The sequence below is a fragment of the Candidatus Soleaferrea massiliensis AP7 genome (assembly GCF_000820765.1).
GTDB lineage: Bacteria > Bacillota > Clostridia > Oscillospirales > Ruminococcaceae > Soleaferrea > Soleaferrea massiliensis.
The window spans coordinates 1-12,691 of record NZ_CCYH01000024.1 but is presented as its reverse complement, the minus strand read 5'-3'; the positions used below and the strand labels follow the sequence as shown (position 1 = coordinate 12,691).

General features: G+C 55.3%; 10 protein-coding genes. 3 read left to right on the top strand and 7 right to left on the bottom strand.

The genetic code is table 11. From position 1 onward, the window contains the following. Nucleotides 1-111: 111 nt before the first annotated feature. From BN348_RS05160 to BN348_RS05135, 7 genes are all read right to left on the bottom strand, one after another. Nucleotides 112-2,292 carry a RelA/SpoT family protein gene (locus BN348_RS05160; protein WP_040196698.1) on the bottom strand — a complete coding sequence of 727 codons (2,181 nt, stop codon included), beginning with the start codon at nucleotides 2,290-2,292 and terminating at the stop codon, nucleotides 112-114. A gap of 36 nt (nucleotides 2,293-2,328) precedes the next feature. Next, complete coding sequence (locus tag BN348_RS05155; protein WP_052446729.1) at nucleotides 2,329-3,774, bottom strand: single-stranded-DNA-specific exonuclease RecJ; 1,446 nt, start codon at nucleotides 3,772-3,774, stop codon at nucleotides 2,329-2,331. Nucleotides 3,775-3,786: 12 nt separating this feature from the next. Then, nucleotides 3,787-4,362 carry a single-stranded-DNA-specific exonuclease RecJ gene (locus BN348_RS13020; protein ID WP_052446728.1) on the bottom strand — a complete coding sequence of 192 codons (576 nt, stop codon included), beginning with the start codon at nucleotides 4,360-4,362 and terminating at the stop codon, nucleotides 3,787-3,789. Between the two features lie 709 nt (nucleotides 4,363-5,071). After that, nucleotides 5,072-6,571, bottom strand: a complete 1,500-nt coding sequence (locus BN348_RS05150; RefSeq protein WP_052446727.1) for an ASKHA domain-containing protein — start codon at nucleotides 6,569-6,571, stop codon at nucleotides 5,072-5,074. Nucleotides 6,572-6,669: 98 nt separating this feature from the next. Next, on the bottom strand, nucleotides 6,670-7,545 hold the full coding sequence (locus BN348_RS05145; RefSeq protein ID WP_040196697.1) for a DegV family protein: 876 nt from the start codon (nucleotides 7,543-7,545) through the stop codon (nucleotides 6,670-6,672). 57 nt (nucleotides 7,546-7,602) lie between these two features. Continuing rightward, the gene (locus BN348_RS05140; protein ID WP_040196696.1) at nucleotides 7,603-8,094 is read right to left on the bottom strand and encodes a tRNA (cytidine(34)-2'-O)-methyltransferase; all 492 of its coding nucleotides are present in this window, start codon (nucleotides 8,092-8,094) and stop codon (nucleotides 7,603-7,605) included. Between the two features lie 391 nt (nucleotides 8,095-8,485). Next, a complete protein-coding gene (locus tag BN348_RS05135; RefSeq protein WP_052446726.1) occupies nucleotides 8,486-9,250 on the bottom strand; it encodes a heparan-alpha-glucosaminide N-acetyltransferase in 765 nt (254 codons plus the stop codon). A gap of 213 nt (nucleotides 9,251-9,463) precedes the next feature. Here BN348_RS05135 and BN348_RS05130 point away from each other — a divergent pair, with 213 nt between their 5' ends. The 3 genes from BN348_RS05130 (at nucleotide 9,464) to BN348_RS05120 (ending at nucleotide 12,362) form a co-directional block, all read left to right on the top strand. Next, nucleotides 9,464-10,093 (top strand): MBL fold metallo-hydrolase, encoded by a 630-nt coding sequence (locus BN348_RS05130; protein ID WP_040196694.1) that lies wholly within the window; start codon nucleotides 9,464-9,466, stop codon nucleotides 10,091-10,093. A 3-nt stretch (nucleotides 10,094-10,096) separates the two neighbouring features. After that, nucleotides 10,097-11,737 (top strand): coproporphyrinogen dehydrogenase HemZ, encoded by a 1,641-nt coding sequence (hemZ, locus tag BN348_RS05125; RefSeq protein WP_040196692.1) that lies wholly within the window; start codon nucleotides 10,097-10,099, stop codon nucleotides 11,735-11,737. A gap of 133 nt (nucleotides 11,738-11,870) precedes the next feature. After that, nucleotides 11,871-12,362: a zinc-ribbon domain-containing protein gene (locus BN348_RS05120; protein ID WP_040196691.1), complete on the top strand. Its 492-nt coding sequence runs from the start codon at nucleotides 11,871-11,873 to the stop codon at nucleotides 12,360-12,362. Nucleotides 12,363-12,691 lie beyond the last annotated feature (329 nt).

Here is a 12,691-nt window from a genome sequence, read left to right as displayed (position 1 = left end):
AAATAACCACTGTGCCAAGTCTCACTTGGTAATCAGCGTAAGACCGCTGCACTTCAGCGGTACAAACCCATTTTGCCAAAGAAAGGCCGTATCAAACGGCCTTTCTCTATATTACTGATACACACGCTCCACCTGGAAGACCATCGGCATCTTGCTGAACTGTCCCATGACCGTTTTAAGCTGCTCCAGGTTCTGTACCGTGCAGGTAATCTGCACCGATGAGACATCGTTGTCGAGCTTCACCGCATTGAGCGTTTCAATCGGCAGATGCATCCCATAGATCGCATTGCTGATGTCCGCCAGCAGCGTCGGGCTGTGGTACGCCAAAATCCGGATGGTCGCTTTATAGGATTTCTGCGAATGCCGCAGAACCTCATCCGACCAATGCGTGTTCACCCAACGCTCCCGCTGTTCGGGATCGCTGAGCGAATTCGCCACATTGACGCAGTCCCGTTTATGCACCGAAACGCCGTATCCGCGTGTGATGAAGCCGATGATTTCATCTCCGGGCAGCGGGTTGCAGCATTTCGCAAATTTGACCAGGCAGTCGTCCAGCCCTTCCACGATGACGCCGCCGGAACCGTCCCGCGGCTTCTTCGGCTTGATGAAGGTCTGTTCCGGTTCCACCGGCTTGACATAGCGCAGATATTCTTCCTTGATGCGCGGCATAATCCTTGCCAGAGAAACGCCGCCGTATCCGATGGCCGCCAGGAAATCCGAAATGTTTTCGAACTTCTGCCGCTTTGCTATGGCTTCGACAAACTGGGTTCCCTGCACCTCGCTGAGGTTGATCGAGCTGCGCTTGAACTCGCGCTCCAGCTCCAGCCGGCCTTCCGCAACGTTTTCTTCGCGGCGTTCCTTCTTGAACCAGCCGCGGATTTTGTTGCGCGCTTCGCTGGTGCGCACAATCTTCAGCCAGTCGCGGTTCGGGCCGTGGTCGGCCGCGTTGGTCGTCAGGATTTCGATGATCTGCCCGGTTTTGACCTGATAGTCGAGCGGCACGATCTTTCCATCGACCTTTGCGCCGGTCATCCGGTTGCCGACAGCCGTGTGGATGGCATACGCGAAATCGATGACCGTGGAGCCGATCGGCAGCGCTTTGACGTCGCCCTTCGGCGTATAGACAAACACCTCATCGATGGCGAGATCCGACTTGATGGTGCGCACGATGTCCTGCGCGTCGGTGGAATCCTGCTGCGTTTCCAGCAGCTGGCGCACCCAGGAAAGCCGTTCCTCCAGGCGGTCCTTGCCCATAATGCCGGCTTTATACTTCCAGTGCGCCGCAATGCCGTATTCCGCCGTGTGGTGCATCTCCCAGGTGCGGATCTGCACCTCAAACGGGATCGCGTTTTCATCGACGACCGTCGTGTGCAGCGACTGGTACATGTTTGGCTTCGGCGTGGAGATGTAGTCCTTAAACCGTTTGAGCAGCGGCGTGAAGGTGTAATGGATGACACCGAGCACGTTATAGCATTCTTCGATCGAATCCACGATGATGCGCACAGCATAGATGTCGTAGATTTCATCGAAGGATTTTCCCTGAATATAGATTTTGCGGTAGATGCCGTAGACGCTCTTGATCCGCCCGCTGATGAAGGCGCTCGGATGGTCCGGCATGATCTTGTCGCCGATCTTCTCCTTGATGCTCTCTAAAAACGATTCCCGGTCCCTTTCCTTGAGGGTCAGCATCTCTTCGATCTCCTGATAGGCAACCGGGTCCAGGTAACGGAGCGCCAGATCCTCCAGCTCATCCTTGACGGCGCGGATACCGAGACGGTGCGCGAGCGGCGCGTAGATCTCCATCGTCTCCAGCGACTTGTACCGGCGTTTGTAGTCCGGCAGCGCTTTCAAGGTCCGCATGTTGTGCAGGCGGTCGGCCAGCTTGATGATGATGACCCGCACATCCTGCGCCATGGCCAGCAGCATCTTGCGGATATTCTCGGCCTGCTCCTCCTCCTTCGAGGATAAGGGCACCTTGCCGAGCTTGGTCACGCCGTCCACCAGCAGCGCCACCTCCTTGCCGAAAACCCGCACGACCTCATCGGTGGTGACCGATGTGTCCTCCACAACGTCATGCAGCAGCGCCGCCACGATCGTATCGGTGTCCATGCCGAGCTCGACCAGAATGCAGGCAACCGCGACCGGATGGGTGATATACGGCTCGCCCGACCGTCGGAACTGTCCCTCATGCGCATCCTTCGCGAGATCGTAGGCCCGCATGATCTCCTTTTCACGGTATGGCCGTCCGCTTTGTTCGATGAGCTGTGTCAAATCTTCAATCGTATGTATCATGTATAACGCTCCTTTAAGCTGTTTCCAGCACAGCCGTTACAGTTGCCTGAGCTTCTGTAAAAAAGCCGACTGTTCAATATTGGTCTTTTGGGGACTGGAAACAACCTGTATCTCCCTGTCGGAGGTTCGGATCAGTCCGAGCTCCTCCAAAATCTCCAGTATCATCATCATCTTGCAGTATCCCATTTCCGCCTGCGGGATGCGGGAAAACAGGATATCCGTATCGAACGCAAACACCCCGCATCCGCGCAGGTAGCGGTACACCACCGCCACATCCTCCCGGGTCGGGACAATCGAAGCTGCCGCCCCGCCGGGCAGCTTCTCCTGCCGCAGGAAACGGTCGTAGAGGTTCCTGCCGCCGAACAGCGCTTCCTCCCGCAGTCCCGAAAGGCGCAGGTCCTTGACCTTCAGCGACACGCTGTCCGCGCCGTTATAGTGATTGATGTCGCAGTCCGCCGCCAGATCCAGCCGGTCCTTCACCCGATAGGGGAATTCCCGTTTGGTCTGGCCGAACAGCAGCGCGTAGAACGGCGCGCCACCCTTCGAAAGCTGAAGCTTCAGGTGCTTGCCGCCCGACAGCTCGCAGATGCCGGTCAATACTGCCTCCCGGACGCAGAACAGCGGCTTCGGGTTTCCCTGTCCAAACGGCTCGAGCCGTTTGAGCGCGGCAATGTTTGGGACGGTCAGTTCCTCAGCGCGCAGTTCCTTATCGATCAGCAGCGAATGGAACGGCATGTCGGGATAATGTGTCAGGGTGTATGTAGAAAGCAGTTCCTTGAACCGCCCGATATCCTTGGTTTTCAGGGAAAAGCCTGCGGCCATTTTGTGTCCGCCGTAATGGGTCAGGCATTCGGAACAGGCCGAAACGGCGTCGATCAGTGAAAAGCCCTCGACGCTGCGGCCGGAACCGCACGCCTCTTCCCCGTCAATCGAGATCAGGATACAGGGCTTTGAGTAGCGGTTCACCAGCTTTGCGGCCACGATGCCGACAACGCCCTGATGCCAGCTTTCAGCCTCCAGCACCACCACCCGCTCCATCAGCGGCAGCCGGTCGGATGCCAGGCGCTTTGCGATATCCCTGACGATGCCTTCTTCCAGTTCCTTGCGGTTCCGGTTGTTCTGGTCGATCAGGCCGGAAAGCATCCGCGCTTCCTCATCGTCGTCGGTGAGCAGCAGCCGCACCGCCGCTTTCGGGTCCGCTATCCTGCCCGCCGCGTTGATGCGCGGCACGATGCCGAACGACACCGGGATGCTTTCCTCTTTTTCAATCGGGATGCCGCAGGTCTCGCTCAGCGTCCGCAGACCGATGTTGCCGGTATTCTTAAGCTGCTCGAGGCCCTTCTTGACGATGACCCGATTCTCTCCCTGCAGGCTGACAATGTCTCCGATCGTGCCGACAGCCAGAACGTCGCCGTAGTATTCCATCATATCCTCGCCGTCCGCTTCCTCCAGCGCGCAGATCAGCTTGAACGCGACGCCCACGCCCGCCAGATGCTAGAACGGATAGCCGCAGTCCTTCCTGTGCGGGTCCACAACGGCGGCAGCGTCGGGAAGCTGTTCTTTGGGCTGGTGGTGATCGGTCACGATGACATCGACGCCGAGCGTCTTTGCATAGGCGATCTCCTCGATGGCGGAGACGCCGTTGTCCACCGTGATGATCAGCGTGGCACCATTCTGCGCGATTTTTTCGATGGCCGGGCAGTTGAGCCCGTATCCCTCCAAAAACCGGTCGGGCAGGTAGTAGTCCGCCTGCGCGCCCATGCTCTCCAGATAGGAGAACAGCATCGCCGTTGCCGTCACGCCGTCGCAGTCATAATCCCCGTAAACGGTGATCTGTTCGCCGTTTTCCAGCGCTTCACGGATGCGGCCGACCGCTTTGTCCATGTCCTTCATCAGATATGGATCATAGAGCGGCTGGGATGGATTCAAAAATTCCGCGGCATCCTGCGCGCTGTCTATCCCCCGCGCCGTCAGGATTTCCGCAATAAAAGGCGAAACGCCGCATTCCTCAGAAATTTTCTGCGCGGCTTTGGGATCGGTTTTCGCCTGCGTCCATTTTTTAAGCGACAAATTCTGTGCCTCCAACATTCATTTTGATATTATATTTTATCATTTTTTCTTACTTTATTCAATACGTATTTTTTAAAATGGTTTTTACGGCCACTCCGCACATTTTCCGCTTTCCGGTAAGGCGCGGTCCAACCGCTGTTTTACCGCGCTGTATGATCCATCATTGTGAACGGTACACGCTGTCGGCTTATATTCATTCAATTGCTGTAAAAACGGCAGAGAAACGCCGCATCCATCCTAAAAAGGGTTTACCTCAGAAGGATACAGGACAAGGCGTCTGCCATAAACACATCCGCCTCCCTGTGGCCGCGGGACAGCATCCATTCAGGGCAAGGAATATACTTACGAGAAATACAGTCTCACTCGAAACACCGGCGGCTGTTAACCGACATAGCTGACCGCTTCTCCGCTGATTCCATACTGAAATCATCTGCCGTTCTACCTCAGTTGAACTGCTTTGGTGATGCCCCGTGCTAAGGTATGATTAGATACCGACCGCTGAAATAGTCGCTTTCCGCTGAATCCTTTTTGATGCCGCACGGATATCCTCTGCCGCCATACGGCCTGTGTTGTTCATGACGGAATGTATTAAAAGGACATATGATCCAGATACCGACCGCTGAAATAGTCGCTTTCCGCTGAATCCTTTTTGATGCCGCACGGATATCCTCTGCCGCCATACGGCCTGTGTTGTTCATGACGGAATGTATTAAAAGGACATATGATCCAGATACCGGCCGCTGAAATAGTCGCTTTCCGCCAAATTCATATCGCGGGCAACCGCTTTGATGCCCTTGAGGCGCAGCAGCTTCCTGCGGTCGCCGAGCAGCATCAGCGCGCCGTTGAGGGACGCGTTGCCGAGAAATTCAATCTTGTCGCGGAACTGCGGCGGAAACAAACCGATGCGGCAGGCCGCCTTCTTGCTGATACTCGCGCCGAAGCTGCCCGCGATATAGACCTTATCGATCTCCTCGGGCATCAGCTTCTTCTCGTACAGCAGCGTGTCGATGCCCGCCGCTATCGCGGCCTTGGCCAGCTGCAGCTGCCGGATATCCTGCGCGGACAAATAGATGTTGTTCTTCCGGTCGATCAGCAGGCGGTCCCCTTCGATCTGGATGAAACCCTCGGTTTCCAGCCGGCCGGTTTCGTCGATCATGCCCAGCTCGAGCATGGCGGCGATCAGGCTCATCAGGCCCGAACCGCAGATGCCGGACGGCTTCTTCCCGCCAATTGTGTCGAACAGGACGCGGCCGCTTCTCAGCTTCACACGGTTCACCGCGCCCGGCACCGCCGCACAGCCGCAGGCGATGTTTGCGCCCTCAAAGGCCGGTCCCGCCGCGGTGGCGCAGCACAGCAGCTCATCCTTGCTGCCAATCGCCATCTCCCCGTTGGTGCCGAAATCGATCAGCATGCAGGTCTTCGCGCTCTTGTACATGCCGCTGCTCAGAATCCCGGCCGCAATATCCCCGCCGACAAACGCCGATATGCAGTCGGTGAGATAGATTTTCGCATCGGGAGACACATGGATTCCCAGATTGTCGATATCCGCAAAGTCGCCGAACAGGGTGGTCGGCTTATAGGGATACACGGCGATCGGCGAAGGATCGATGCCGCACAGCAGATGCAGCATCGTTGTGTTGCCGGCAAACACGCCGGCGGTGATCTTCTCCGGACGGCGCCTGCACGTTTCACAAAACGCGCCGATCATCGCGTTCACATCCTCCCGGATGGCCTTCTGCAGCACCGGCACACCGTCTGCCTGCTCCATGCAGTGGGAGATGCGGGAGATTACATCGCTTCCAAAGGCGCGCTGGCTGTTTGGCCGCGACACCTCGTACAGCTTTTCGCCGGTCTTCATGCGGTAGAACGCTGCCGTCAGCGTGGTCGTGCCGATATCCGCCGCCATGCCGATGCCTTTGGCGCTCAGCGGCTCCTTCAGCTTGAGCTTCTGCGGCAGAAGCGTATGCACCTCTATGCGCTCCCGTCCGGGCAGTGTCAGCTCATAGTTTCCCAGCACCTCGGTCTGGCAGGCCAGCCGGACGCCGTTTTTCAGTTCCCTGCCGCTCAGGCAGTGCTTTTCACGCTTGGTCGGGGCGCTCAGCTCCCCGGTCACCCTCACCTTGCATTTACCGCAGGTGCCCTTTCCGTTGCAGGGAAACGACATGCCGCCTTCCCTGCGAATCAGTTCCATCAAATTGCTGCGATGCATCATACGCACCTCCTGTTCTATAAAAACAGCCGAGGCATTCTGTTTCCCCGGCTGTCACGCTTTTCTATTAAAATGCCCGCAATTCCCGGAAATACCCGTTACGCCTTGTTTTTCGACTGGAAACCAACGCCGATGACCTGCGGGCCGGAATTGATGGCGATGGAGGCTCCAACCTCATAGATGCCTTCGGGCGGATAGCCGAGCTCCTTCTTGAGCGCCTTCGCAAGCTGCAGCGCGGGTTCCTCGAGCACGCCCTTCAGGATGATGTATGCGCTGCCCTCCACAATATTCTCTTTTACGCCCGCAACCAGCTTCGGAATGATGTTCTTATCGCCGCGCACCTTCTGGCCGATTTTGATGCGGTTTCCAGTGATGCTGAAGATCGGCCGCAGCCCCAGCTTTTCGCCGACAAACGCCGCCGCTACGCTGATGCGCCCGCTTTTCTTGGCAAACTCCAGGGTAAAGACCGCGAAATAGGTCTCCAGCTTTTTGAAGTATCCTTCGATATGCGCGACGATCTCCTTTGCGCTTTTTCCCTCGGCGGCCAGCTTCGCCGCATCCACAGCCGCTTTGCCGAAGCACATCGTATAGGTCTCGGAATCGATGATATGGATGTGGAAGCGATCCTTCGCCTCCTCGTGCTCCTCAAAAAACAGGTTTCTCGCAAGCTGCGCGGCCTCGTACATATTGGAGCCGGAGGATGCGATCGTGATGTGGATGACGTCGGTATATCCCCGCTCAAAGGCTTTTTCATAGGCTTTCTGGAACACATGCGACGTGATATGCGACGTGGTCGGGATGGTCTTGCAGTTCTGCAACACTTCATAGAACTCCTGATTCGTAAAATCCCGGCGTTCAAAATAGCTTTCGCCGTCTACGGTCAGCGGAATCGGCAGAATCTTGATATGCAGCTCCTTTTCGAGCTTTTCAGGGATGTCGCAGGCCGAATCGGTGATGATCTTGATTTTCTGCAAAGATAATTCCTCCTGTACTGGTCCTTTTATTTGTGGCGGATGATCGTTGAAACGAGCTTACCAGATGAACTTTGTGAGCTGCCCTTCCTGTTTGAGCGCGGGAAAATCGTGCTGGCGTAGCACTTCATAGGCCGCAATCGCGACGGTATTGGACAGATTCAGGCTGCGGCAGTTCTCCTTCATCGGCAGCCTGACGCAGGTATCCGGGTTCTGGTAAAGCAGCTCTTCGGGAAGCCCGGCATCCTCGCGTCCAAAGACGATGTAGCAGCCGTCCTCATACCGGATATCGGTATAGAGGTGCCGGCCCTTGGTTGTGAAATAGTAAAACGGTCCGTGGTTCTTCTCAAAGAATTCCTTCGAGTCGCCGTACATGGTGATGTCCAGCTCATGCCAGTAGTCCAGCCCGGCGCGCTTGAGCTTTTTATCGTCAATTTTGAAGCCCATCGGGCCGACCAGATGCAGCCGCGCGCCGGTCACCGAGCAGGTACGCGCGATGTTGCCGGTGTTCTGCGGAATCTGCGGCTCTATTAAAACAATGTTGATGGTCAAATCTGTCACCTTTCTTTTACGAATCTATGCGCGTGATTCTCCGCCGGGCGCACCGGCTTCTGTATTTTGAATCATCAGGACAAAAGGGTATCCGCTCTGCAAACAGATAAACAGGTATCTAAACTGCAAGGTTGGAATGACAGTCTGAACTCTCTGTCAATCAGAATTATAGACTCACCTATACCGCAGAGCTAGAATTACAGGCATCTCCGATTTATGAAATTAAAGCTACAGGTTTATCTGCTTTGCCAAGTCGGAATTATAGTTTATCTTTTCTATTCAGCCGAATGACAGGTTATCTGTTCTGCCAAGTCGAAATTTATAATCATATCTGTGCGGTTAAGCATATAAGCCTGAAACTTCCAGCATACAGGCTGCTGTCTGCGCCCTGTCATCGCGGCCCGATCACAAGGAAGACGAGCATCAGAATGCCGTACACGACCGGCTGATGCAGGACGTAGATCACCAGCGTATGCCGTCCGGCAAACGCCAGAAGCCGGCAATGGCTCTTATAGATAAAGTCCGGAAGCCGGTGCTCCTTGACATAGACGCCGAAATAGCTTCCGGCTAAGAAAACGAACAGCCACGGGAACAACGCAAAGTAATCCGACGAATAGAAGCCCGGGCCGGTGAACCCGAACGGGAACAGCGAACGGGTTTCATACAGGAACTCCGGCAGCTGGATCGGTAAAAAACTCAGTCCCAGATACCCTTCCCGCAGATGCATCGTCAGCAGAAACAGCGCCGCCGCGCCCAGAATGCCCCAGAGCGGCCGGATTTTAGAGAGAATCCCGGAGAAAAGGCCGTACAGGATCATACAGACGCCCAGCATGTGCAGGATGCCGAATGCAATAAACTGCGACGGCATGACAAGATCGGTCACAAAGGTCATCAGCATGCCAAGCAGGAAGCACTGTACGCCGCGTTTTAAATTGTTGGAACTGAACTTACAGGCGGTTCCCGAAATAAAGATGAACATGCCCGCAAAGATATCGCGGATAAACGAAAGCTCTGGTGAAAAAAAGAACGGGATGTCCACGGAAAAGATCGACACCAGGTCATAACCGGCGTGGTAGATGACCATACAGAGGATCGCGAAGCCGCGCACCTCGTCGATCAGATGCACCCTGTCTTTTCGGATTTGTTGTTGTTTCATTCCACACTTATCCATTTCCTCATTAGTATCTCTATTATATCCGCATTTAAAAAGCTTGTCAAAACAAAATTTTGTGGCTATAATAGAAATGATTCTGTGGAATGCGCCAAATCGATAGTATCCGGTCAGATTTTTGTTTTTCAGCGGGCATTCTGACAGAATGAAAATGAACGCATCCCTGCATTGTGCAGGCATCCATAAAGGAGAGGAACTATGAACATCTTTACATTGCCGGTCGGCAGCCTGATGAGCAACTGCCACATCGTCGCAACCAGGCTCAACAGCGCGGTCATCATCGACCCGGGCGCCGAGGCGGAAAAGATCATCAGCACACTGGAACGCAATCATCTGCAGCCCAAATACATCCTGCTGACCCATGCGCATTACGACCACATCGGCGCGGTGGAAGCCTTGCAGCAGCGTTACCCGCAGATTCAGACGGCCATCGGCGGGCAGGATTACGATATGCTGATGAACAACGAAAAAAATTTGATGTACCGGGAAACCGGTTCGATGGAAAATAACATCCGTGTCGACCGGCAGCTGAAGGACGGCGATACCGTCACGGTGGACGAGCTGAGCTTTCACGCCATCGAGACGCCGGGGCATACCGCGGGCGGCGTCACCTATCTGTGCGAGACCGCGCTTTTCACCGGCGACACGCTGTTCCGCGGCGACATCGGCCGCACCGACCTTTACAGCGGCAACTACGGCGAAATGATGGCGTCGCTATTGAAGCTCAAGAAGCTGCCGGGCGACTACCATGTCTATCCCGGACATGGGCCGGCCTCCACGCTGGACCGCGAACGCCGTTACAATCCATACATCTACAGAGAGTCCTGACCGATGAAGCTGTTTATTGAAGCGAAGCGCTGCCAATATGAAATAAACTGCCTTTGCCGAATGTTTTTCCCGGGAAATAAGCTGGATATCCGAGAAGCTTTTGAGGAAACCGGCGACGACTACATTTTGGCAAGGCTGGCAGGCGGCCCCGGCCGCATCGGTCCGGAACCGCGCCATATTCCGGCCGCGGATGCCGGTGTTCCCCCCGAATGTCCGGCAAAGGATCTGGACGGCGGTATCCTGCGGGCGCCGCATATTCCGCCCGACGGCGATTTACCTCTGGAAGCGGGAAGCGGGAGCGCCGCCGCGCAGGTCGAAGTCAGGATTCACGGCAAAACATATGCTGCCGAGCAGGCAGTAACCGGCGTCAATCCGGACGAGGAGGCCTTTCATGCAGAATGCGAACGGGTGTTCGGCGTGCTTCTGTACCGGATACTTTCGGAAATCACGCAGGTCTTTCCAAAATGGGGCATCCTGACCGGTGTGCGGCCGGTTAAGCTGGTCTACAAGTACCGCCGGCTGGGCTGCTCCGACGCACAGATATCCGCCATACTGACCGAACAATATCTGGTCAGCCCGGAGAAGGTGCGGCTCCTGTTTGACACCGCATCACACGAGTATCCGGTCATTCAGCGCTCCAGGCCGGATGACTACAGCCTGTACATCTCCATCCCGTTCTGCCCTTCGCGCTGCCTGTACTGCTCGTTCGTCTCCCATTCGGTCGAAAAGGCCGGCAAGCTGATGGACGAATACCTCCGGCTGCTTTGTGAGGAAATCAAATATACCGGGGAACTTGTCTCACGCATCGGGCTGCATCTGAAAACCGTTTATATCGGCGGCGGCACACCGACCACACTGCGCGCCGAACAGCTCAAGACGCTGACCGGCGCACTGCACGCGGCCTTCCCGGTCTCATCCGCCGACGAATTCACAGTGGAAGCCGGGCGTCCCGATACCATCGACCGGGAAAAGCTGCAGGTGCTGCTGGAAGCGGGCGTCACCCGCATCAGCATCAACCCGCAGACCCTCAACGACCATGTGCTCGAAGCCATCGGGCGGCGGCACACCGCAAGGGAGGCGCTCGACAGCTTCCAGCTCGCAAAGGAAGTCGGGCACCGGAACATCAATATGGATTTGATCGCCGGGCTCAGCGAGGACACGCTGGAAAGCTTCCGGGATACCGTAGACCGGGTCGTCGGACTGCAGCCGGAAAACATCACGCTGCACGCGCTGACTGTCAAGCGCGCGGCCACCTTGGCCACAGACGCGGCGGCGGTGTTCGAGAAGCGCAGCGACCTGAACGCACAGATGCTTTCCTATGCCTATCAGGCCTTCCGGGACGGCGGCTATCATCCGTACTACATGTACCGGCAAAAGGGCACCGTGGACAATCTGGAGAACGTCGGCTTCTGCAAACCGGGCTTCGAGGGACTTTACAACATCTACATCATGGATGAAACCCATTCGATTCTGGCGCTCGGCGCCGGCGCGGTCAGCAAGCTGCGCCAGCCGCAGGGCGAGGGCATCGAACGGTTCTTCAATTTCAAGTTCCCATATGAATATATCAGCCGGTTTGACGAGATTCTGGCCAGAAAAGAAAAAATATTGGAATTTTATGCGCGGTTTGGTTATGAATTCAGGTAAAATGCATACTATACAGAGAAGAGAGCCATCCCGATTACTCACTTCGGATGGAAAGTTACAAAAATGCCTTGAAGAAACCGATGATAAGGTATATAATGAGGGCAAATGAACCTGTTAGAAAGGCGGGAATACAATGAGCAACAACGATATTCTGGACAACATCATTTCCAAAGTAAAAAACGCGGCCGATGTCGCCTGTAAAAAAACCGACGAAGTCATGGAGAAATCCAAGCTGATGTGGACACGCAACCAGATCACCGGCGATATCAAAAAAACGTATGAAAAACTCGGCAACGTTATCTATAGAAGTATCAAGACCGACAATGAAAATGTGGAGCTGGTTGAAGAATACATCAAACAGATCGACGGCCTGCTGGCCCAGCTGACCCAGATCAACGAGAAGATCGCGGAGCTTAAAAACCAGATCATCTGCAAAAACTGCGGGATGCTGAACCCGGTCGAATCTGTCTACTGTTCGAAATGCGGCTACAAGCTCACCGACGACGCGGAAGCGGAAGCTGCGCAGGCCGAAACCGCACAGGACGGCGGGGATGCCGGAGCCGGCCAGGAAGCTGCACAGGCGGATGCATCCGCCAAGGATGAAGCATCCTCCAGCGAAGAATAATTTTTGTTTTTTATAACCTGATGTGGAGATCATGTTTCTTTAGAGCAAAGAAGCTTTCCTGCAGTCAGGGGGTTGGACACCTGTTGAGCACAGGTATTTTTGAAGCTCCCGGCAATGCCGGGAGCTTCTTTGTTATTTTGCCGGAAAGGCGGGGGCTATCTTTGTTTGTTAGGGTAAGTTCTCAATGGGATGATTGAACCGTTGTATTTGCCAGGTATCTCTTGGCTGTGTGGTGATTGTATCGCTGTAATGCAGCGGCTTCATGATGTCTGCCAAGAACCACTTGGCAATGTGGTCGTTACTTCTTTGTGCGGCCAAAGAAGTAACCA

Coding starts and splice junctions, on each gene's coding strand:
- hemZ (WP_040196692.1), top strand. CDS start 10,097: ATGAAGCTGTTTATTGAAGCGAAGCGCTGCCAATATGAAATAAACTGC.
- BN348_RS05150 (WP_052446727.1), bottom strand. CDS start 6,571: ATGCATCGCAGCAATTTGATGGAACTGATTCGCAGGGAAGGCGGCATG.
- BN348_RS05135 (WP_052446726.1), bottom strand. CDS start 9,250: ATGAAACAACAACAAATCCGAAAAGACAGGGTGCATCTGATCGACGAG.
- BN348_RS05130 (WP_040196694.1), top strand. CDS start 9,464: ATGAACATCTTTACATTGCCGGTCGGCAGCCTGATGAGCAACTGCCAC.
- BN348_RS05160 (WP_040196698.1), bottom strand. CDS start 2,292: ATGATACATACGATTGAAGATTTGACACAGCTCATCGAACAAAGCGGA.
- BN348_RS05120 (WP_040196691.1), top strand. CDS start 11,871: ATGAGCAACAACGATATTCTGGACAACATCATTTCCAAAGTAAAAAAC.